The sequence below is a fragment of the Sphingomonas jejuensis genome (assembly GCF_011927695.1).
Taxonomy (GTDB): Bacteria; Pseudomonadota; Alphaproteobacteria; order Sphingomonadales; family Sphingomonadaceae; genus Sphingomonas_K; species Sphingomonas_K jejuensis.
Window position 1 is genome coordinate 1,765,877 of record NZ_JAATJE010000001.1, and the last position, 20,983, is coordinate 1,786,859.

General features: G+C 69.3%; 23 protein-coding genes and 1 other RNA gene. 14 read left to right on the top strand and 10 right to left on the bottom strand.

Features of this window, described 5'->3' with window-relative positions; genetic code table 11:
- Nucleotides 1–93 precede the first annotated feature (93 nt).
- The 5 genes from GGR88_RS08890 to GGR88_RS08910 all read left to right on the top strand — a co-directional run bounded on the left by GGR88_RS08890 (nt 94) and on the right by GGR88_RS08910 (nt 5,862).
- Entirely contained in the window at nt 94–966 is an 873-nt protein-coding gene (locus GGR88_RS08890) for a DUF1134 domain-containing protein (RefSeq protein ID WP_425338474.1), read from the top strand.
- A gap of 8 nt (nt 967–974) precedes the next feature.
- Nucleotides 975–1,895 carry a tRNA pseudouridine(55) synthase TruB gene (truB, locus tag GGR88_RS08895; RefSeq protein WP_342449756.1) on the top strand — a complete coding sequence of 307 codons (921 nt, stop codon included), beginning with the start codon at nt 975–977 and terminating at the stop codon, nt 1,893–1,895.
- 16 nt (nt 1,896–1,911) lie between these two features.
- A complete protein-coding gene (gene rpsO, locus GGR88_RS08900) occupies nt 1,912–2,181 on the top strand; it encodes a 30S ribosomal protein S15 (protein WP_167954148.1) in 270 nt (89 codons plus the stop codon).
- Between the two features lie 217 nt (nt 2,182–2,398).
- Nucleotides 2,399–4,729: a polyribonucleotide nucleotidyltransferase gene (pnp, locus tag GGR88_RS08905; RefSeq protein WP_167954149.1), complete on the top strand. Its 2,331-nt coding sequence runs from the start codon at nt 2,399–2,401 to the stop codon at nt 4,727–4,729.
- Nucleotides 4,730–4,878: 149 nt separating this feature from the next.
- Nucleotides 4,879–5,862 (top strand): ATP-binding protein, encoded by a 984-nt coding sequence (locus tag GGR88_RS08910; protein WP_167954150.1) that lies wholly within the window; start codon nt 4,879–4,881, stop codon nt 5,860–5,862.
- Nucleotides 5,863–6,084: 222 nt separating this feature from the next.
- Here the strand turns inward: GGR88_RS08910 and ssrA are convergent.
- Nucleotides 6,085–6,427, bottom strand: a transfer-messenger RNA (tmRNA) gene (gene ssrA, locus GGR88_RS08915).
- Nucleotides 6,428–6,919, bottom strand: coding sequence for a large conductance mechanosensitive channel protein MscL (gene mscL / locus GGR88_RS08920; RefSeq protein ID WP_167954151.1), 492 nt, complete (start codon nt 6,917–6,919; stop codon nt 6,428–6,430).
- A 107-nt stretch (nt 6,920–7,026) separates the two neighbouring features.
- Here mscL and GGR88_RS08925 point away from each other — a divergent pair, with 107 nt between their 5' ends.
- From GGR88_RS08925 to GGR88_RS08940, 4 genes are read left to right on the top strand one after another with little or no spacing between them, the layout of a single operon-like run.
- On the top strand, nt 7,027–7,614 hold the full coding sequence (locus GGR88_RS08925) for a LemA family protein (protein ID WP_167954152.1): 588 nt from the start codon (nt 7,027–7,029) through the stop codon (nt 7,612–7,614).
- A gap of 5 nt (nt 7,615–7,619) precedes the next feature.
- Entirely contained in the window at nt 7,620–8,483 is an 864-nt protein-coding gene (locus GGR88_RS08930) for a TPM domain-containing protein (RefSeq protein ID WP_167954153.1), read from the top strand.
- Nucleotides 8,483–9,154, top strand: a complete 672-nt coding sequence (locus GGR88_RS08935; RefSeq protein WP_167954154.1) for a TPM domain-containing protein — start codon at nt 8,483–8,485, stop codon at nt 9,152–9,154. Before GGR88_RS08930 ends, GGR88_RS08935 begins: the two co-directional genes overlap by 1 nt.
- Nucleotides 9,151–9,687: an NUDIX hydrolase gene (locus GGR88_RS08940; RefSeq protein ID WP_342449757.1), complete on the top strand. Its 537-nt coding sequence runs from the start codon at nt 9,151–9,153 to the stop codon at nt 9,685–9,687. Before GGR88_RS08935 ends, GGR88_RS08940 begins: the two co-directional genes overlap by 4 nt.
- Before the next feature lie 15 nt (nt 9,688–9,702).
- Here the strand turns inward: GGR88_RS08940 and GGR88_RS08945 are convergent, their stop codons facing one another.
- Both GGR88_RS08945 and hrpB read right to left on the bottom strand, forming a co-directional pair.
- A complete protein-coding gene (locus GGR88_RS08945; RefSeq protein ID WP_167954155.1) occupies nt 9,703–9,981 on the bottom strand; it encodes an ETC complex I subunit in 279 nt (92 codons plus the stop codon).
- A gap of 70 nt (nt 9,982–10,051) precedes the next feature.
- Entirely contained in the window at nt 10,052–12,487 is a 2,436-nt protein-coding gene (hrpB, locus tag GGR88_RS08950) for an ATP-dependent helicase HrpB (protein ID WP_167954156.1), read from the bottom strand.
- 218 nt (nt 12,488–12,705) lie between these two features.
- On the opposite strand from hrpB, the gene GGR88_RS08955 reads away from it, so the two are divergent.
- Nucleotides 12,706–13,314, top strand: coding sequence for a PEPxxWA-CTERM sorting domain-containing protein (locus GGR88_RS08955; RefSeq protein WP_167954157.1), 609 nt, complete (start codon nt 12,706–12,708; stop codon nt 13,312–13,314).
- Between the two features lie 44 nt (nt 13,315–13,358).
- Here GGR88_RS08955 and GGR88_RS08960 read toward each other — a convergent pair whose 3' ends face one another.
- Nucleotides 13,359–13,517 (bottom strand): hypothetical protein, encoded by a 159-nt coding sequence (locus GGR88_RS08960; protein WP_167954158.1) that lies wholly within the window; start codon nt 13,515–13,517, stop codon nt 13,359–13,361.
- A gap of 23 nt (nt 13,518–13,540) precedes the next feature.
- On the bottom strand, nt 13,541–14,554 hold the full coding sequence (locus GGR88_RS08965) for a polyprenyl synthetase family protein (RefSeq protein WP_167954159.1): 1,014 nt from the start codon (nt 14,552–14,554) through the stop codon (nt 13,541–13,543).
- 65 nt (nt 14,555–14,619) lie between these two features.
- Here GGR88_RS08965 and GGR88_RS08970 point away from each other — a divergent pair, with 65 nt between their 5' ends.
- The gene (locus GGR88_RS08970; protein ID WP_167954160.1) at nt 14,620–14,904 is read left to right on the top strand and encodes a chorismate mutase; all 285 of its coding nucleotides are present in this window, start codon (nt 14,620–14,622) and stop codon (nt 14,902–14,904) included.
- Here the strand turns inward: GGR88_RS08970 and GGR88_RS08975 are convergent.
- Nucleotides 14,901–16,280 (bottom strand): MATE family efflux transporter, encoded by a 1,380-nt coding sequence (locus GGR88_RS08975; RefSeq protein ID WP_167954161.1) that lies wholly within the window; start codon nt 16,278–16,280, stop codon nt 14,901–14,903. The genes GGR88_RS08970 and GGR88_RS08975 overlap by 4 nt on opposite strands.
- 86 nt (nt 16,281–16,366) lie before the next feature.
- Between GGR88_RS08975 and GGR88_RS08980 the strand changes: the two genes are divergently transcribed.
- On the top strand, nt 16,367–16,663 hold the full coding sequence (locus GGR88_RS08980) for a DUF3297 family protein (RefSeq protein ID WP_167954162.1): 297 nt from the start codon (nt 16,367–16,369) through the stop codon (nt 16,661–16,663).
- Between the two features lie 11 nt (nt 16,664–16,674).
- On the opposite strand, the gene GGR88_RS08985 is transcribed toward GGR88_RS08980, so the two are convergent.
- From GGR88_RS08985 to GGR88_RS08995, 3 genes are all read right to left on the bottom strand, one after another.
- Nucleotides 16,675–17,256: a DUF1989 domain-containing protein gene (locus tag GGR88_RS08985; RefSeq protein WP_167954163.1), complete on the bottom strand. Its 582-nt coding sequence runs from the start codon at nt 17,254–17,256 to the stop codon at nt 16,675–16,677.
- Nucleotides 17,246–17,938 carry a guanitoxin biosynthesis heme-dependent pre-guanitoxin N-hydroxylase GntA gene (gntA, locus tag GGR88_RS08990; protein WP_342449758.1) on the bottom strand — a complete coding sequence of 231 codons (693 nt, stop codon included), beginning with the start codon at nt 17,936–17,938 and terminating at the stop codon, nt 17,246–17,248. Before gntA ends, GGR88_RS08985 begins: the two co-directional genes overlap by 11 nt.
- A gap of 113 nt (nt 17,939–18,051) precedes the next feature.
- Nucleotides 18,052–18,594, bottom strand: a complete 543-nt coding sequence (locus GGR88_RS08995) for a hypothetical protein (protein WP_167954165.1) — start codon at nt 18,592–18,594, stop codon at nt 18,052–18,054.
- Nucleotides 18,595–18,762: 168 nt separating this feature from the next.
- Here GGR88_RS08995 and GGR88_RS09000 point away from each other — a divergent pair, with 168 nt between their 5' ends.
- A complete protein-coding gene (locus GGR88_RS09000; RefSeq protein WP_167954166.1) occupies nt 18,763–20,010 on the top strand; it encodes a serine hydrolase domain-containing protein in 1,248 nt (415 codons plus the stop codon).
- Nucleotides 20,010–20,912 (top strand): acyl-CoA thioesterase, encoded by a 903-nt coding sequence (locus GGR88_RS09005; protein WP_167954167.1) that lies wholly within the window; start codon nt 20,010–20,012, stop codon nt 20,910–20,912. Before GGR88_RS09000 ends, GGR88_RS09005 begins: the two co-directional genes overlap by 1 nt.
- The last annotated feature ends 71 nt before the right edge of the window (nt 20,913–20,983 follow it).

A 20,983-nucleotide genomic window follows, 5' to 3' on the forward strand; every position in this document is an offset into this window, starting at 1 on the left:
TGCGGCGCGTCGGCGGCCGCAGCCGCGTCGACCGGGCGTGCGGGGACTCCGGCCGTCGCCCGTTCATTGCCGGGTCAGACCGAACGCGGCTACATGCGCGGGATCCGGGGGTTCGGCGGGAAAGCGATGATGGTCAGGTCGGTGATGATGCGTGCGGTGCTGATGGCGGCGGGGTCGGTCGCGCTTGCCAGCGCGGCGTCCGCCCAGGTGCGCACGGTTGATCCCAACAGCGCCATCGACGCGGACCTGGCCCCCGCCCCGCCGCGCACCAGTAGCGACGTGTACTACCAGGACACGCCCCCGCCGGCCGAGAGCAGCACGTCGGCGGACGCCGACCTGGTGTCGCCGGATGCGCCGCAGCCAGACCCCTATCAACAACCCGACCCCGTGCAGCAGGCGCCGAGCACCCCAGCCCCTGCCCCCGCCCCCACTGCGCCGGCCGCAGCAGGGAGCCAGGAGGCGCTGCGCGCGCAGGCGGGCGAGACCACCTACAAGCGCGACGACCTGATCTCGGCAGCCGAAGGCGTGTTCGGCCGCGGCGCCGAAGGGCTCGCCGGCATCATCGAGAACATCCTGCGCGACCAGGGCGAACCCAGCGCCTACATCTCCGGCCGCGAGGCGGGCGGCGCGTTCATCGTCGGGCTGCGCTACGGATCGGGCACGCTGTTCCACAAGGTGGAAGGGCAGCGGCCGGTCTACTGGACCGGGCCGTCGGTCGGCTTCGACGTCGGCGGCAATGCGTCCAAGACGTTCGTCCTCGTCTACAACCTCTATGACTCGCAGGAGCTCTACCGCCGCTTTCCGGCCGGCGAGGGCACCGCCTATCTCGTCGGCGGGTTCAACGCGTCCTACCTGCGGTGGGGCGACGTGGTGCTGATCCCGATCCGTCTGGGCGTCGGATGGCGGCTCGGCGTCAACGCGGGCTATATGCGCTTCACCGAACGGCAGAACTGGGTGCCGTTCTGATCGCGGACGTGGACGGCGCGGCCGCGCTGCACGGGTGGATCATCGTCGACAAGCCACTGGGCACGGGATCGACCGAGGTCGTGTCTGCGGTGAAGCGGGCGGTGAGGACTGGCGGCTATCCCAAGGTGAAGGTCGGGCATGGCGGCACGCTGGACCCGCTGGCGACCGGCGTGCTGCCAGTGGCGCTGGGCGAGGCGACCAAGCTTGCCGGGCGCATGCTCGATGCCACCAAGACCTATCTGTTCACGATCGGCTTCGGCACGGAGACGAGCACGCTCGACGCCGAAGGCGCGGTGGTAGCATCGAGCGACGTTCGCCCGACGCAGACGGCCATCCAGGACGTGCTGTGGCGGTTCCGCGGGTCGATCGAGCAGACGCCCCCGGCCTATTCGGCGATCCGCATCGAGGGCAAGCGCGCCTATGACCGGGCGCGGGCGGGCGAAGCGCCGGAGATGCCGACGCGCCGGGTGACCGTGCACGAACTGGTCATCCCGCACTGGGACCTTGGCTGGGACGACACTGTGTTCGACAGCCTCACCCTGTCTGCCACGGTTTCCAAGGGCACCTACATCCGCAGCCTGGCGCGCGACATCGCCCGGGCGCTGGGCACCGTGGGCCATGTCACCATGCTGCGGCGGACGGCTGCGGGGCCGTTCGGGCTGGCGAAGGCGATATCGCTGGACAAATTGGCCGAAGCCGGTAAGGCCCGCAGCCTTCACGAACACATCCTGCCATTGAGGGCGGGGCTGGACGACATCCCGGCTCTCACCCTCTCCCCCGACCAGGCAGGGCGGCTCCGCCAGGGGCGTGAATTGGTCGGGATCGCCGCCGACGACGGCCAGATGTTCGCGACGCTGGACGATGTTCCTGTCGCGCTGGTCGAGGTCTCGGCCCGGGTGGCCCGGGTCGTGCGCGGCTTCAACCTTTGAACGAGAAAGGACGACGATGTCGATCACGGCAGAGCGCAAGGAAGCGCTGATCAAGGACAATGCCCGCGCGGACGGCGACACCGGCAGCCCCGAGGTGCAGGTCGCGATCCTGACCGAGCGGATCACCAACCTGACCGAGCACTTCAAGACCCACGCGAAGGACAACCATTCGCGCCGCGGCCTTCTGATGCTCGTCAACAAGCGGCGCAGCCTCTTGGACTATCTGAAGCGCAAGGACGCGGATCGCTATTCTGCGCTGATCGCCAAGCTGGGCCTCCGCAAGTAAGTTTTCCGAAGGGCGCCCCACCGGCGCCCTTCGCATATCCGGGCCTGTCGCAATCCGGCGACGCGCCCGATCAAAGTCCCCCGATTGCCCCGGACCGTCATCGCGCAGGACGGGGCATCGACAGGTTCAGCCCGAACGGGCTGGGGGACATCTGAGAGCCCGTACTTGGGCTCGTAGGCACCGGCCGGCATCGGGCCGCCGGATGAAGGAAACAAGCATGTTCGACAAGAAGACGGTATCGATCGAGTGGGGCGGCAAGACCCTCACTCTTGAAACGGGCCAGGTGGCCCGACAGGCCGACGGCGCGGTGATCGCGACGCTCGGCGAGACGGTGGTGCTGTGCGCGGTAACCGCCGCGCGCTCGGTGAAGGAAGGGCAGGACTTCTTCCCGCTGACCGTCCACTACCAGGAGAAGTTCTTCGCAAGCGGCCGCATCCCCGGCGGCTTCTTCAAGCGTGAGCGCGGCGCGACCGAGAAGGAGACGCTGGTCTCCCGCCTGATCGACCGGCCGATCCGCCCGCTGTTCCCCGAAGCGTTCCTGAACGAAATCAACGTCATCTGCCACGTCCTCTCCTATGACGGCGAGAACGAGCCCGACGTGCTGGCGATGGTCGCGGCGTCGGCCGCGCTCACCATCTCCGGCGTGCCCTTCATGGGCCCGATCGGCGCGGCGCGCGTCGGCTACAAGGACGGCGAGTACCAGCTGAACCCGACGGACGAGCAGGTCGCCGCCGGTAACCTGGACCTGGTGGTCGCGGCCACGCAGGACGCTGTGATGATGGTCGAGTCCGAGGCCAAGGAGCTGTCGGAAGACGTGATGCTGGGCGCCGTCGTGTTCGCGCACGACGCCAGCCGCAAGGTCATCGACGGCATCATCCAGCTGGCCGAGCAGGCCGCCAAGGAGCCGTGGGAGCTGTCCGCGCAGATCGACCGCGGCGAGGCCAAGGCCAAGCTGAAGTCGCTGATCGGGGCCGACCTGGCCGCGGCCTACAAGCTGACGGACAAGCAGCAGCGCCAGAACGCCGTCAACGAGGCCCGCACCAAGGCGCGCGACGCCTTTGCCGACCTGAAGGCGGAGAACCCGGCCGAATATCTCGCCACGCTGAAGCTGGTGAAGAAGCTGGAAGCCGAGATCGTGCGCACGGCCATCCTGAAGGACGGCCGCCGCATCGACGGGCGCGACACCAAGACCGTTCGCCCGATCGAGGCGACCGTCGGCTTCCTGCCGCGCACGCACGGGTCGGCGCTGTTCACGCGCGGCGAGACCCAGTCGATCTGCACCACCACCCTTGGCACCAAGGACAGCGAGCAGATGATCGACGGGCTGAACGGCCTGTCGTACCAGCACTTCATGCTGCACTATAACTTCCCGCCCTATTCGGTCGGCGAAGTGGGCCGCTTCGGCGCGCCGGGCCGCCGCGAGGTCGGGCACGGCAAGCTGGCATGGCGGGCGCTGCACCCGGTGCTGCCAACCAAGGACGAGTTCCCCTACACGATCCGCGTGGTGTCCGACATCACCGAGTCCAACGGATCGTCGTCGATGGCGACGGTGTGCGGCGGTTCGCTGTCGCTGATGGACGCGGGCGTGCCGCTGAAGCGGCCGGTCAGCGGCATCGCCATGGGCCTGATCCTGGAAGGCAAGGATTTCGCCGTGATCAGCGACATCCTGGGCGACGAGGATCACCTGGGCGACATGGACTTCAAGGTGGCCGGAACGTCCGAGGGCATCACCAGCCTTCAGATGGACATCAAGATCCCCGGCATCACCGAGGAGATCATGAAGACCGCGCTGGCACAGGCGCATGAGGGCCGCGCCCACATCCTGGGCGAGATGGCCAAGGCGCTGGGCGAGACCCGCGGCGAGCTGTCGGCGCATGCGCCGCGCATCGAGACGCTGCAGATCGACAAGTCCAAGATCCGGGAGGTGATCGGCACCGGCGGCAAGGTGATCCGCGAGATCGTGGCCGAGACGGGCGCCAAGGTCGACATCGACGACGAGGGCCTGATCAAAATCAGCTCGTCCGACCTGTCGCAGATCGAGGCCGCCAAGAACTGGATCCTCGGCATCGTCGAGGAGCCGGAGGTCGGCAAGATCTACACCGGCAAGGTCGTCAACATGGTCGATTTCGGTGCGTTCGTGAACTTCATGGGCGGCAAGGACGGCCTGGTTCACATCTCCGAGATCCGCAGCGACCGGGTCGAGAAGGTCGCCGACGTCCTGTCCGAGGGGCAGCCGGTGAAGGTCAAGGTGCTGGGCATCGACGACCGCGGCAAGGTGCGCCTGTCGATGCGCGTCGTCGACCAGGAGACCGGTGCCGAGCTGGAGGACACGCGTCCCCCGCGCGAGGAGCGTCCCCGCGGTGAGCGTGGTGATCGCGGCCCGCGCGGCGACCGTGGCGATCGGGGCCCCCGCCGTGACGGCAGCGACCGCGGCGGACGCGGCGGCGATCGCGGCCCGCGTCGCGACCGCGGCGACCGGCCGGAGCGCAGCGAAGGCGGCGAGGCGCCGACCTTTGCCCCCGCATTCCTGAGCCGCGACGACGACTGATCCTCCTACCAGAGGACGTCCGACACGAGGGCCGCGCTCCATCATGGAGCGCGGCCCTTGATCGTTTCGGGGGCGCTGGTCTTCCTCCCCTTGCTCGCCTACACCGGGAACGAATGCCGCTCACCGCCCGATCATCTTCCGAACGCCTGGTGGAGCGCCTCCCCATCGCGCGGAGCCGGCCGGTGCTCAGTTACCTGGCCGCCGTGCTGCTGGTCGCTTTCGGAGCGGGGCTCCGCGTGCTGGTCGACCACGCGCTGCCGCCGGGATACCCCTTCTTCACCTTTTTTCCGATGGTCGCGCTTACCGCCTTCCTGTTCGGGCTGAAGCCGGGGATGCTGGCGGCGCTGCTGTCCGGCCTGATCTCCTGGTATTTCTTCGTGACGCCGGGCACGTTCGGCACTTCGCCACAGACGCTGACGGCGATGGCATTCTACCTGCTGGTGGTCGGCGTGGAGCTGACCCTGATCCACTTCATGCAGGTCGCCAACAACCGCCTGGAACGCGCGCGTGTGCACAATGCGCAGCTCGCCGCCACCAGCGAGCTGCTGTTCCGCGAATTGCAGCACCGCGTGTCCAACAACCTGCAGGTGGCGGCCGGCCTGCTGACGCTGCAACGGCAAAAGCTGGCCGACCAGGATGCGCGCGGCGCGCTTGACCAGGCGGCGCGCCGACTTGGCCTGATCGGGCGGATCAGTCGCAATCTTTACGATCCGAGTGGCGAGGCGTCGTCGCTCGACACCTTCCTGACCACCATGGTGGACGACCTGTTGGATGCGCATGGACGCAGCGACATCGACCGGCGCGTCGATTGCGCGCACGGCACCCGCCTCCACCCCGATGCGGCCGTTTCCGTCGCGCTGATCGTCGCCGAGGCGGTCGCCAATGCGGTGGAACATGGGCTCGCCGGCCGCGACGAGGCGCGCATCCTGGTGCGGGTCGTCGAGGAGGGGGCGCAGCTGTCAATCCAGGTCGAGGACAACGGCATCGGCGTGCCGGAGGCGTTCGATGTCGGCGCCTCGTCGAGCCTGGGATTGAAGATCGCCACGACTCTGGCCGAGACGCTGGACGGACGCTTCCGGCTCTCGGCCGCGGCAGGCGGGGGCACGGTGGCGCGCCTGCAAATCCCGCGCTGACGGCCCATCATCGGCCGAAAACAAAAGCCCAAGACGCAGAAAAACCGACACCGTGGGGGGAACGGTGCCGGCTTCTGCGACCCGATGATCTCGGGACGTTTTTGTGAGCCCCGGGGGGATGGGCTTGGTGGTAGAACAACCAAGTCACTGGCTGGTTCCCACAATTTCTCCAGAATTCTGCGAAGTGGGGAGCTTCTGTTGCTCGGTGCCCCCCATACCGCCGGTGTCCGCTTCTGTTGCCCGGTGCGGCCCGGACCGCGCTTTTGTCAGTCTAACCTAATCCGTGAGGACTTGGGTTAGGCAGCAATCGCGAGCGCCTCGTTGTCGTTGGCACTTGTGGTTTTGATCGGTTTTACGGCTCAATCAGGCCGGGCAAAAATACCGTCTTTGAACACACGTCGATCCTGGTTCGGCCCCATCAGCAAGCCCGCGGGCGGGATTGATGGTGGAGCCGCCGGGTACTGCCCCCGGGTCCGCTGCGCCTATTTCACGGCATCGTTTATCACCATAGCCGGGCAAGCCCGGCCCGACCGGTATAGGCGCGCGGGGGGACGGTGGAAAGGGGTCAGGCGGGGAACGATCCGCCCGGCGGCGGAACGGCCGCGCCGTCGGCGGTCCGGCGCGCGCGCAGCTCGTCGCGGATCTCACGAAGCAGGATGACGTCGGCAGGATCGGACGGCGCCGGCGCCTCCGCCGCCTTGCGCTTCTCGAGCTCGGTCAGCCGGTTCACCGCACGCACGATCATGAAGATCACGACGGCAACGATCAGGAAGTTGACCAAGACGGTGACGAACTGACCGTAGCCGAGAAGCGGGACGCCCGCGGCCTTCAGCGCGGCATAGTTGGTGGGCGACCCCGCATATCCCGCCGGAAGCTCGCCCAGCCGGACGAAATAGTTGGAGAAGTCCAGGTCGCCGGTGATCTTGCCGATCACGGGCATGATGATGTCGTCGGTGAGCGAGGTAACGATGCGGCCGAAGGCGGCGCCGATGATCACGGCCACGGCCAAGTCAAGCACGTTGCCGCGGGCGATGAAGGCCTTGAAATCCTTGAACATCAGCGAACCCCCTTCTGACAGACAAAGTCGCTTCGTCGAAAGGGCTTCGACAAAGCCGATGGTCGTCGTAACATGCCGGCCTCTGCATGATGAGGGATTTTCACGCGATGGCGTATCGATCTGCCGCTCTTCTGGCTCCGCTGCTGCTGGCGGGCTGCGGCATCAACAGCGTGCCGACCGCCGAGGAGGAGGTGAAGGCACGCTGGGCCGACGTGCAGACCAATTACCAGCGGCGCGCCGACCTGATCCCCAACCTGGCCAACACCGTGCGCGCGGCCGGCGCGCAGGAGCGCCAGATCCTGACGGAGGTCACCGAGGCGCGTGCGCGCGCCGTCCAGGTGAACGTGTCGCCCGAGCAGCTGAACGACCCGGCGGCGCTGCAGCGCTTCGGCCAGGCGCAGGGCCAGCTGTCGTCGGCGCTGAACGGCCTGCGCGTGACGGTCGAGCAGTACCCGACGCTGCGGTCGAACGAAAATTTCCTGACCTTCCAGTCGCAGCTTGAAGGCACGGAGAACCGGATTGCGGTGGCGGTTCGCGACTACAACGAGGCGGTGCGCGCGTACAACACCCGGATCCGCACCTTCCCCGACCTGATCGGGGCGCGCTTCATCCACGGCGCGGAGCCCTATCCGCCCTTCCAGGCGACCACGCCCAACGCCAACGTCGCGCCCGAGGTGTTCGCGCCGGGCAGTTGATCGGCATGACGATCGTCCGGCTCATCCTGCTGGTCCTGCTGGCATCGCTGCCGGCGGGAATGGCCGGCGCGCAGACCTATCCGCGGCCGACGGGCTATGTCGTCGATGCGGCGAACATCCTGCCGCCGGCCGACGAGGCTGCGCTGACGACGCGGCTCCAGTCGCTCGACCAGGGCACGGGCACGCAGCTGGCGGTGGTGACGGTGCCGAGCCTGGAGGGGCGCGAGATCGAGGAATACGGCGTCGGCCTGCTGCGCGCCTGGGGCGTCGGGCAGGCCGGATCCGACCGGGGCGCCATCCTGCTGATCGCGCCCAACGAACGGCGGGTGCGGGTCGAAGTCGGGTACGGCCTGGAAGGCGTGCTGACCGATGCCGTGTCCTCCACGATCATCCGCCGCGAGATCATTCCCCGCTTCCGTTCGGGCGATCTTGCGGGCGGCACCATCGCGGGTGCGGATGCGCTGATCGGGCAGCTTCAGCTCCCGCCGGAGGAGCAGCGCACGCGCGCCGAGCAGGCGGAACAGGAACAGGCGCAGAGCCGCGCGCGGCGCGGCGGCATCAACTGGATCGGTATCGTCTTCTGGCTGGTGGTGCTGGGCTTCGTCCTCCTGCCCGCGGTGATCGGCGGGTCGCGCGGGCGTCGGCGGCGAAAGGGGCCCTGGGGCATGCGCGGGAGCCAGCGGCGCCGGGGCGGAGATGTCGACTGGGGCATCGCGCTTTGGACCATCGCCAACATCGCAAGCGCGGCCAGCCGGTCGGGCAACGGCAATGACGGCTGGGGCGGCGGTGGCGGCTTCGGTGGAGGCGGCGGGTTCGGCGGGTTCGGTGGTGGCTCAGGTGGGGGCGGCGGCGCCTCCGGGAGCTGGTGATGCGGCTGAGCGTCGATCAGCACGCGCGGGTGAGTGCCGCGGTCGCGGCCGCCGAGGCGAACACCAGCGGCGAGATCGTCGCGATCGCAGCCGGCAACTCGGACGCCTATCACGATGTCGCGCTCCATTGGGCCATGCTGGCGATGCTGCTGGTGGTCGCGCTGGTCGCGGCCGTCCCGCAGTGCGCGGTGGACCTGCTCGACCGGATCACGGGACGGTGGGGTGCGGAATGGAGCCTGTCGCAGCTCGCCTCCATCCTGCTGGCGACGCTGGCGCTGACCTTTCTGCTGGCCCGACTGGCGACGCTGCCGATGGCCGTGCGCATGCTGCTGACGCCCGGCGCCACCAAGACGCGGCGGGTCAGGCGGCGGGCACTGGCCATGTTCCGCGCGGCGATCGAGGGCCGGACGCATGGTTCGACCGGCGTCCTCATCTACCTGTCGCTCGACGAGCACCGCGCGGAGATCATCGCCGATGCCGGCATCCACGAAAAGGTGCCGGCCGAGTTCTGGGCGGATGCGATGGCGGCGCTGCTGGCCGCCACGCGTGACGGTCGGCCGGGCGACGGCATGGCCGACGCGATCGGGCTGATCGCGGGACCGCTGGCCGAGCATTTCCCGCGCGGGCATGACGATCGCAACGAGCTGCCCGACCGGCTGATCGAACTGTGAGCGAAACAGCGCCGGAGGAGGTGCGCTGGGCGGGCCGCTACATCGTCGCCAAGACGCGGGGCCCGTGGGAATATGTCGGCCGGCAGGGCGGCATGACCGCCGCGGTGATCCTGGGCGTCGATCCGGAAGGTCGCGCGATCCTGGTGGAGCAGTACCGGGTGCCGCTCGGCCGGCGCTGTGTGGAGCTGCCGGCCGGGCTGGTCGGCGACGAAACGGCGGGCGAGAGCATCGAGGCCGCCGCGGCGCGCGAGCTGGAGGAGGAAACCGGCTGGCGCGCGGCTCGGATCGAGCGACTTGGCGAGTTCGCCGCGTCGCCGGGGATGGTGTCCGAAACCTTCTGGCTGGTCCGCGCCCACGGCCTGACGCGCGTGGGCGATGGCGGCGGGGCGGCGGGCGAGGACATCGCGGTCCACCATGTGGCCCTGCCGGACGTGCCTGGTTTCGTGGAGGCGCGGCGTGCCGCCGGATGCGCCATCGACGTCAAGATGCTGCTGCTGCTTGCCGGCGGCTGGCTGGGCACGAACCCGGCCTGATCGCCGGACCGGCGATCAGCGGAAGTTGTCGGCGTAGGCCTGAAGCTTCAGCCGCCGTTCGGGCGCAGGAACGACGTGGAAGTCGAGCCCCTGGCTTTCGGCATAGGCGCGCGCCGCATCGAGCGTGGGGAAGCCGAGACGCACCTGTTCGCGCGTGTCGCCCGACCCCGCCCAGCCGGTCAGCGGATCGGCGCGCTTCGGCTCGGCCGGCTCGAATTCCAGCACCCAGCGGTCGGTGCGGGCGCGGCCCGACTGCATGTTGCTCTTGACGTGCTGATAGATACGCGCGGCCATGGCGAAGCTGCTCCTGAAGTCGCGTGGCAGATAGTGTCGAAGGGCGCGCCATGGCAAGCGCCGGCACCGATCATCCGCGCGCGTCCGCCCGCTTCGTGCGCAAGGTGGCGGTGGCCGCGGCGGGATCATCCGGCCATGGATGGCGGGGATACCGGCCGCGCATTTCGCGGGCGACCTCCCGCCAGCTGCCCGCCCAGAACCCGGGCAGATCGCGCGTGGTCTGGATCGGCCGGCCAGCCGGCGAGGTGAGGCTGAGCACCAGCGGCACCCGCCCGGCCCCGACCACGGGATGATCGGCGAGCCCGAACAGCGCCTGCACCCGCAGCTCCACGCGCGGACCGCCCTCGGCCGCATAGTCGATTGGGTGCGTCGAGCCCGCCGGGGAGCGAAAGGCGGCAGGCGCCACCCGGTCGAGTTCGGCGCGCGCCGTCCAGCCGAGCCGCGCGTCGAGAACCGCCATCAGCGCGCCCGGATCGACATCGCCGAGCCGGCGCCTTCCCGCGAGCAGCGGCGGCAGCCACTCGTCGAGGTCGGCGGCAAGCGCGTCCATGCCGATCGCGTCGGCGGCCGTCCCGGCAAAGGCGGCCCGGGCGCGAAGCGCGGCGGCGGCGTCCGGCCATGGCAGCAGCTGCACGCCGCCGGCGCGGACACCGGCCAGCAGCGCCTGGGCCATGGCAGCGGGGTCGGCGTCAACATCGGGGCCTTCCGAAAGGCGAATGGCGCCCAGCCGGCGCTCCCTGGTCGCGCGGACGCCGCGCGTCTCCGGATCGAAGCGGACGACCCGGTGCTGCTCGATCCGATCACCGAACAGGGCGGTCACCGCCGCGTCGTCGATCGCCGCGGCCGACAGGATGCGCGCGCCGGCGGCGCTGCCGCTGACATCGGCGATGGCCAGCCATTCCGCCGTGGCGAGCCCGCTGTCAGGGTCCAGCCGGAAGCCACGGCCGCCCACGCTGGCCCAGCGCTCGCCCGCTGCATCGCGGCGGCGGGCGAGCCGATCCGGAAAGGCAAGCGCGATGCAGGCGGCGGCCATGTCATCGCCCCCCTCCCCTCCGCCGCCGACCAGTGCGGCCCAGCGCGCCGCGAGTCGTGCGGCGGAGGCCGCCCGCGGTCCGCGCTCCTGACGCCAGCGCCTCAACCGCCGCTCCAGATCGACATCGTTGCCGCCCAGCCCGCGCTCACCGAGCAGCACGGCCACGCGCGCCGCCACGCGCGCCCAGCCGCGCTCGCCCGCGCGGACGAGCATGTGGCCGAGCCGCGGCGGCAGCGGCAGCCGGGCGAGGCGCCGTCCATGCGCGGTCGGCCGCCCATCAGGGTCGAGGGCATCCAGATGATCCAGGCGCTCCCGCGCTTCGGCCAATGCGGCAGGCGATGGCGGATCGAGCCAGCGGAGCGCGCGGGGATCGGCCACGCCCCAGATGGCGCAATCGAGCAGGAGCGCGGACAGGTCGGCATCCACGATCTCGGGCGGATCGAACGGCGGCAGGCCGTCGGTCGCCGCCGCTTCCCACAGTCGATAGGCGACGCCCGGCGCTTGGCGTGCGGCGCGGCCCGCGCGCTGCGTCACCGCCGCGCGGCTGGCGCGTTCGGTCACCAGCCGGGTGATGCCGGCCGCCCGGTCGTAGCGCGGGCGGCGGGACAGGCCGCTGTCGACGACGATGCGGATGCCATCCAGCGTCAGGCTGGTTTCGGCGATGGAGGTCGCAAGCACGACCTTTCGCTCACCATCTCGCGCGCGGCCGATCGCAGCGCGCTGGGCGGCGGGATCGACCTGACCGTGCAGGCGGTGAACGACAACACCGGCCGGCAGGGTCGCGAGGCGATCGGCCGTGCGCTCGATCTCCGCCACGCCCGGCAGGAAGGCGAGCACGCCGCCATCGGCGTCACCCAAGGCACGGCGAACGGCCGCGGCGACGGCATCCTCGATGCGATCGGCGCCGCTGCGGCCGATGTGGCGAAGGTCGAGCGGGTGGCTTCGCCCCTCGCTCTCGACCACGGGCGCACCATCCATGAGCGCCGAGAAGCGGGCGCCGTCGAGCGTGGCGGACATGGCGACGAGGCGGAGGTCGGGGCGGAGGCCAGCCTGCGCATCGAGCGCAAGCGCGAGGCCGAAGTCGCTGTCGAGGCTGCGCTCATGCACTTCATCGAACAGGACGGCCGAGACGTCGGCGAGTTCGGGGTCGGCCTGGATGCGGGCAAGGAAGATGCCCTCCGTCATGACGGTCAGCCGGGTGGCGGCGGAGCGGCGGCTGTCGAGGCGGGTCGCATAGCCGACCAGCCTGCCCGCCGCCTGCCCCATCTGTTCCGCAATCCGCTCGGCCGCCGCACGCGCGGCAAGCCGCCGCGGCGACAGCAAAAGCACCTCACCCGTGCACCAATCCCGGTCAAGCAGCGCCGGGGCGATCGCGGTGGTCTTGCCGGCACCGGGCGGCGCCACGACGACGCAGGTCGATCCTGCATCCAGATGCGCGAGGATGGACGGAAGAACGTCTTGGATCGGCAGCATCGGTGGTCGTCAGGACCAGAAAAGCACGCCCGTGTCGACCGTCACGCACGGCGCGAAGCCGCCAAGAACGCTGCTTCGGTAAAGCCGTTCCGGAAGTATTTTCAGACGGAGCGTCCCAAGGAATGTGGTTAATTTTTCATCCATTCGGGGGGCGCACGATCCCCAGCAGAGGTGTTTGTTCAGGTCGAGCGGGGGCTCACAGGGAAGGGTACCTCGTCATGCGTTCTTCCGTTTTCGCGATTGCCGCCGTCGTTGCGGCTTCTGCCGCTGCACCCGCCAGTGCAGCCGTCGTCGGCTTGGCCGGCGTCTCGCTCTCCACGCCGTTCGTCTTCACGCCGGTGGAAGGCTCTACGTTCCGGTTCTCCTATGATCCGCAGGCGGCCGCCAGCTTCAACCCCGACACCTATTCGGTGCAGACCACCGGCACGGCTCAAACCTCCGCATTCGGCGGTTTCCTGGGCATTCCGCTGGAACCGAGCGTGTTCCGCACCGATGCGAACATCCTGGTCGATGCGAACCTGTTTCCGTCCTTCGCGTCGTTCCCGGACCTGACCCCGATCCCGTTCAGCCTCGTGGCGGGTGACCTGGGGCTCCGCTATTCGGTCGGGCAGGACTTCTTCTACGGCTTCGCCCGCTTGAACGGCGACGGCACGCTCGACATCGCGTTCAGCGACGTTGCCAACGCCGGCATCAATGCGGGCGCCGCCATCACGGCCCCGCTGCCGCCGTCCGTGCCGGAGCCGGCGACCTGGGCGATGATGATCGGCGGCTTCGGCCTGGTCGGCGCGGCGATGCGTCGGCAGCGGACGAGCGTCCGCTTCGCCTGATCTGGTCATGCGAGATCCCGTCGGCGCGTGCCGGCGGGATCAGCTCAGAAGGGCAGCCATTCGGTGCCGCCCGGGAAGATCCGATCTTCGACCCGGTCGACCAGCCAGAGCACGCCGGTGAGCAACAAGGCGATCACGGCCAGATCGAGCAGCAGGATCGCGGCGTAGACAAGCCGCGGCGGCAGCCCGGCGATCGGGTCCACCGGGGAACGGCGGCGTTCCACCGTCAATAGGCCCGCGATACGGCGAAGGCGACCGCCTCCACCATCGCCGACCGCGCCTCACCCGCCGGAAAGCGCGTCAGTGCGTCAATCGCCCGCTGACCGTAAAGGCGCGCGCAGGCCATGGTGTCGTCGAGTGCGCCCGTGCTGCGGAGCAGCGCGGTGGCATGGGCGAGGTCGTCGTCGCTGACGCGGTGGCCCTGCATGGCATCGCGCCAGAAGCGGCGATCGTCGGCATCCCCGCGCGCATGCGCCAGGATGACCGGCAACGTCACCTTGCCGTCGCGGAAGTCGTCGCCGACGCCCTTGCCCATCGTCTGCGCGTCGGACGCATAATCGATGGCATCGTCGACGAGTTGGAAGGCGATGCCGAGATTGCGGCCATAGGCGTCCAGCGCCTGCTCGTCCCCTTCCCCTCGCTCGGCGACGACGGCGGCGATGCGGCAGGCGGCGGCGAACAGCGCGGCGGTCTTCGCCCCGATGATCTGGAGGTAGCGCTCCTCGGTTGTTTCGACCTGGCGCTGGGCGGTCAGCTGGTTGACCTCGCCTTCCGCGATCACGGCCGAGGCGTTGGACAGGATCTTCAGGACCTTGAGGCTGCCGTCCTCCACCATCAGCTCGAACGATCGGCTGAACAGAAAATCGCCGACCAGGACGCTGGCCGGGTTGCCCCAGATGATGTTGGCGGTGCGCCGCCCCCGCCGCAGGTCGGAGCCGTCGACGACGTCGTCGTGGAGCAGGGTTGCGGTGTGGATGAACTCCACGGCGGCGGCGAGCCGGTGGTGCCGGGCCCCCGGATAATCGAGCAGCCGCGCGCTGGCCAAGGTCAGCATAGGACGCATCCGCTTGCCCCCGCCGGCGATCAGATGACCCGCCAGTTCGGGGATCAGCGGAATGTCCGACTGCATGCGATCGAGGATCACCGCGTTGACATGGTTGAGGTCATGCGCCGTCAGCGCCATCATCGGATCGAGCGAGGGCGGCCGGTCGGCGTTCAGGCGGTGGATGCTGGCCGTCATTGCCGGGGGATGTGGCCCGCGACGGCCTCGAAGGCAAGCGCGGCACGCGCGGAAAGGACGGATGGATGGGGGACGACCTGCTGGACGGTTACCGGCGGAGCATCGACAACATCGATGCAGCGCTGGTGTTCATGCTTGCCGAGCGGTTCCGCATCACCCAGGCGGTGGGCCGGTACAAGGCACAGGCCGGGCTGCCGCCCGCCGACCCGGCGCGGGAGGAGCAGCAGATCGCCCGGCTCCGCGCGCTGGCGCAGGACGCGCGGCTGGACCCGGAATTTTCCGAGAAGTTCCTCCGCTTCATCATTGAGGAGGTGATCCGCCACCACCGGACGGCGGCGGTGGCGGGCTAAAGCACGACGAGCCCGAGCCGGTCGCGCATCACCCACCGCGCGACCATCAGGACGGACACGACCGCAAGCCCGGTCGCCAGCCCCACCCAGATGCCGAGCCCGCCCCAGCCGCCCCAGAAGGCGAGCCCGGCGCCGAGCGACAGGCCGATGCCCCAATAGCCGACGGCGGCGAAGATCATGGGCACGGTGGTGTCGTGGAGGCCGCGCAGCATGCCCGCGCCGACCGCCTGCGCACCGTCGACCACTTGGAACAGCGCGGCGACCGCAAGGAACGAGACGGCCAGCGGGATCGCGCGGGCAAAGCTCGGATCGTCGAGCGGGACAAAGGCCGAGATCAGGAGGCGCGGGGCGGCGATCAGCAGGAGGGCCATGACGGCCATGAAGCCGGTGCCCATCCAGAACGACGTCCAGCCCGCGCGGGTGATGCCCATCTTGTCGCCTCGGCCGAGCGCCAGGCCGACCCGCACCGTCACCGCCTGCGAGAGGCCGAGGGGAACCATGAAGCTCAAGGCCGCGATCTGAATGGCGATGCCGTGGGCGGCCAGCGCGTCCGTGCCGATCAGGCCCATCAGGAACACGGCCGCGTTGAACACCGTCACCTCCAGCGCGAGCGTAACCGCGATCGGCAGCCCCAAGCGCCAGACCTGCGCGAAGCGGGCGCTGTCCGGACGCCAGAAGCGGCCGAACAGGCGGTAACGGCGGAAGCGCCGATCGGTCATCACCACGGCCGACAGGCCGAGCGCCATCAGCAGGTTGGTGATTGAACTGCCCAGCCCGGCGCCGAACAGCCCGAGCGGTGCCACCGGACCGAGGCCGAAGATGAGCACCGAGTTGATGGCGAAGTTGAAGATCACCGCAGCGACCGCGATCAGCAGCGCGGCCGTCGGACGCTCCAGCGCCGAGACGAACGAGCGGAGCACCACGAACAGGAGATAGGGGAACAGGCCCCACATCAGCGGCCGGACGAGCGACTGCGCGGCGGCGGCGAGCGCCGGCTGCTGGCCGAGCGCGATCAGGATGGGCGCGGTGTTCCACAGGATCAGCCAGAAGGGCAGGCAGATGGCGAGCGCGACCCATACCGTTTGCCGGAAGGTGCGGCGCAGGTCGCGCACCGAATGGCGGAAGCGCCCCCGTTCGCGCGCCATCATCGGCGCAGCGGCGGTGACCAGCCCGACACCGAAGATGAGAAAGGCGGTGTAAAGGTTGATGCCGAGCTGCGCCGCCGCGAGCGGATCGCGCCCGAGGCGGCCGACCAGCGCCACGTCAGTCGCGTGGATCAGCGCCTGCGCGACGTTGGTGAGGATCAAGGGGGCGGCGAGCGCCAGCGTCGCTGCCGCTTCGGTTCGCCAGGCGGAGGAATCGAGCGAGCGCGGCACGCCCCGCCCATAGAGCGTCCCGCCCGCCGCGCAATGCGCGCACGCCGTGGTTGGCAGCGCCCCCCGCCCCCGCTATGCGCCCGCAGATGACCGATACAGCTTCCGACCGGCCACCCGCCCGCCTGTCCAACGATCCGTCCAGCCCGCTCTATGACGAGACGGTGCTGTCGCGGGGCGTGGGCATCCGCTTCAAGGGTGCGGAGCGGAACGACGTGGAGGAATATGACGCGGAGGCCGGCTGGATCCGCGTCGCCCTGGCACGCAAGGTCGACCGGCGCGGACGTCCGCTCACCATCAAGCTGGTCGGTGAGGTCGAGCCCTATTTCCTGACGCCGGCTGAGGGCGTCGAGGACTCACCGGCCGAAGACGCGCAGCAGGACTGAGCCGCCGCGCGCTAGTCGATGCGATAGGCGATCGGCTTGAAGCTGCCGCCGTTCGACAGCGGCGCGGAGCAGGCCGTGAGGCCGATCACGAGATCCTGTTCGGCCTCGAACACGATATGGTCGCCGGCGCGGCTGAGCGGCGGCTCCACCGTGAAGGTCCCTGTCTCGCCATTCACCGGCACATTCATGAAGCAGTTGAACGCGACCGGGATCGCGTCCGGCGTCACGCCATAAGGTTCGAGCGCGGCGGCGAGATTGCCGAAGCAGCCGCGGTGCGGTTGATCGTCGCCGTAGAGAATGCGGAAGGTGTCGGCCGAGCAGGGCGTCAGCAGGAAATCGTGACGCCCGACCATATCCTCCACGATGCGGAGCATGACGTTGGAGCGATTCGAATAAAGCGGATCGCCGGTCGTCAGATAGATGCGGCTGGCATAGTCGAGCGTCCGGCCGGAGGAGAGCACCTCCGCCATGTCGGACCGGTTGAACGCCAGCAGATCCGCGACCTGCCCGCCTTGCGGATCGATCACCGTCAGGCGCTGACCCTTGTCGACCGTGAACGCTGCGCCCGTGCGCGGCGCGATGTCATGCAGCATCGATGTCGGCCTGCCTGTCGTCCTGGGTCACCGCGCCGTCAGTGCCGGCGCGCGAGAAGGGGCAGCGCCAGTCCGCGTCCACCGCGCGACCGCTATACTGGCGCGCTTCGGACGCCTCGCCGTGGCGCGACAGCATCGGGTTGACCGATCCGGAAAAGGCCACGTCGCGGGCGAGGATCGTCTCGCGCATCTTCTCGTAGCGCTGCTCCTCGCGAAGTCGCTCGAACTGGTCGTGGAGATTGAACACCATGACCGGCCGGGCGAAGCGCCGTGCCTTCCGGCTTGACCCCGGGTGCAGGCCGACGACGAAGAAGGCCTGCCCGCCGAAGCTCAGGGAGAAATGGGGGTTGGACGGATCGGAGCTGACCGAGCGGTCATAGGGCTGGCCGAGCCACTGGTCCTTGTCGCTGATCGACTGGATGCGGTCCCACAGGTGCTTTTCGAAGTCATGTTCGTCCATGGGCGTGTCGTCCGCGAACACCACGGCGAAGCTCACCAGATCGCGCGGGTCGCGCGGCTGCTGCACGAAGCGGAGGAGCGACTGGACGATCGTCAGATCGTCCCAGGCCGACGTGATGGACCGCGCCACCATGATTTCCAGCGTGTCGCGCGACAGCGCCGATTTCGCGCCGACGCAGGGAAACGCCCGCTCCCGAATGAAGTCGCGAAGGTCTTCGGCCACCGCCGCCGCCGTTTCGGCGCCGGGCGTGAAGATCGAACGGAATGGCGGCTTGCTAACCTGAGGCATAGACCGGACCCAACGCCTGTGCCGTCCGGATGTGCCGACCTGTCTATCTAACCTGCATCAGCCGCGGAAACCGGTCGCGGCGGCAGCGCAAGGGTGGGGTTGAGCGCCTTCAGCTCCTCCGAAAAGGCGCGGGGCCGCTTCCGGAAGCGGGTGTCGGGGTTGGTCGCGAGGCCGACCGCGCGCGCGATGTCCATGACGAAATGGATGCAGTTGGCGCGTTCCAGATTGTAGCTGCGCCCTTCCCGCCCCCGCCAGTCCGCGATCACGGCGAGCATCCGGCCATAGGCGGCATCGTCCAGCATCACGGTGAAATGGTTGGTGCCGCGCGTGAGGTCGCGGCCGGTGATCGCCTCCACCTCGCCCTCCACCGAGCCCATCAGGATGGCGGGGGACAGCCGGCGGGCGGTGAAGCCGACGCCGGTCAGCGGCACGGCCGTGCCGTCCGACAGCGTGCCTTCGAAGGTGACGAAGGCGTGGGGGAAGGTGTTGCCGAATTCCCGCGAATGGATCGAGAGCGCCACCTGCGCCGCCACCGGTGACGCCATCATCGCCGACAGCAAGGCGGCCACCATCATCGCCCAACGGAACATCTCGCAAACTCCGCGACTTGGGGACAGTTTCCGGTCGGAACGCCGGTGCTCCTGCCCTTTGCCCCGCCCGGGCGCCCAAGTCGAGCAGGCCAGCCGGTGGGTTCGGGCGTTGACCGACGCGCCAAGACGGTTGCCCCTGCACCGCGGCATGACGATAAGCGAGCCGAGATGAAGATCACCTCACCCGCCACGCTTGGCTTCGATCCCGACCGGTTGCAGCGCATCGACCGGTTCCTGCAGCAGCGCTACATCGAGACGGGCCGCCTGCTCGGCACCCAGCTGCTGATCAGCCGGGACGGCGAGCCGGTTCACTTCGCCTCCACCGGCGCGATGCGGCAGGACGGGGTGCCGACCCGCCCCGACACCATCTACCGCATCGCGTCGATGACCAAGCCGATCACGTCGGTCGCCTTCATGATGCAGGTGGAGGAAGGCCGGGTGGCGCTCGACGACCGGGTGGACACGGTGGTGCCCGAGTTCGCCAATGTCGGCGTCCATGCCGCCGGCGGATCGGGCGGCTATGTGCGGACCCCGCCCGAGCGCCCGATGCTGATGATCGACCTGCTGCGGCACACGTCCGGGCTGACCTACGGCTTCCAGAACCGCACGGTGGTCGACGCCGCCTATCGCGAGGCCGGGATCGAGGCGTTCCACGGCAACCACGATCTGGACAGCATGGCGGGCATCCTTGGCCAGCTGCCGCTCGAATTCTCGCCGGGCGAGCTGTGGAACTACTCAATGGCGACCGACGTGCTCGGCCTGATCGTGCAGCGGCTGGACGGCGCGCCGCTCGACCAGGTGCTGAAGCGCCGGCTGTTCGATCCGCTGGGGATGACCGACACCGGCTTCGTGGTTCCGGCCGACAAGGTCGACCGGCTGGCCGACTGCCATGCCGTCGTGCCGGGCGGCGTCGCGCTCTATGACGAGGCGGTGCGATCCCGCTGGCTGCGGCAGCCCAAGCTGCTGTCGGGTGGCGGGGGCCTGGTGTCGACCAGCGCCGACTATCACCGGTTCTGCCGCATGATGATGGACGGCGGCGCGCTGGACGGCGCGCGCATCCTGTCGCCCAAGACGATCGCTCTGATGACCGCCAACCATCTGCCGGGCAACAGCGACCTGACGAGCCTGTCGCGATCGATGTTCAGCGAGGCGACCAATGCGGGCATCGGTTTCGGCCTGGGCCTCGCGGTGACGATGGATCCGGCGCGCACCATGCTGGCGGGATCGGCGGGCGAATATCACTGGGGGGGCATGTTCTCGACCGCCTTCTTCATCGACCCGGTCGAGCGCATCATCACCGTGTTCATGGCGCAGCTGAGCCCGTCGAGCACCTATCCGGTGCGGCGCGAGCTGCGCACCATGATCTATGGCGCGCTGGTTGACAGCCGGGTGCGGCCGGGTTTGGTGGCGCAATGATGAACGATCAAGCTCCGATCGCGGCGGCGAGAACCCCGGACCAGCTGGTCGACGACCTGCGCCAGCTGCTGGCGGTGGAGCAGATCGACGTCGACCTGTACCGCGGCGCGCGGCAGCCGGGCGGTGTCGGGCGCGTCTATGGCGGCCAGGTGATCGCACAGGCGCTGGTCGCCGCCGGCCTCTCCACGCCGGCCGAGCGTATTGTCCACTCGCTCCATGCCTATTTCATGCGGCCGGGCGACGAGGAGGTGCCGATCATCTACCGCGTCGCGCGCGACCATGACGGCGGCAGCTTTTCGACCCGCCGGGTCATCGCGTTCCAGCATGGCAAGCCGATCCTGACGATGACCTCGTCCTTCCAGACGCTGGAAGCCGGCCTGTCGCACCAGTCGGAAATGCCCGATACGCCTGCGCCGGAGACGCTGGTCGACGAGGCGGACCAGCGCCGCGCGGTGGCGGCGCAGGTGCCGGAGCGGTTCCGCGAGTGGTTCCTGCGGCCGCGCGCCTTCGAGGTGCGGCTGGTCGACCTGCCGCCCTGGCTGAGCGGTGCGGCGGCCGCGCCCACCCAGCGCATCTGGTTCCGCGCGGTCGCGCCGGTCGGCGACGATGCACGGATGCACCGCGCCATGCTCGGCTATCTGTCGGACATGTATCTGCTCGGCACCTCGACGCGCCCGCACGGCGTCAACTGGATGGTGGATGCCATGCAGACGGCCAGCCTGGATCACAGCATGTGGCTGCATGACGACATCCGCATCGACGACTGGCTGCTTTACGTGACCGACAGCCCGTGGGCCGGGCGCGGCCGCGGCTTTGCGCGGGGCGAGATCTTCTCGCGCGATGGGCGGCTGGTCGCGAGCGTGGCGCAGGAAGGCCTGATCCGGCGGCGCAATCCGCGCTGACCGCAAACGGGCATGCGCTCCGGATACATTCCGGAAGTGCTTCGTTGCCTTAGCAAAACAGGGGGTTGTTT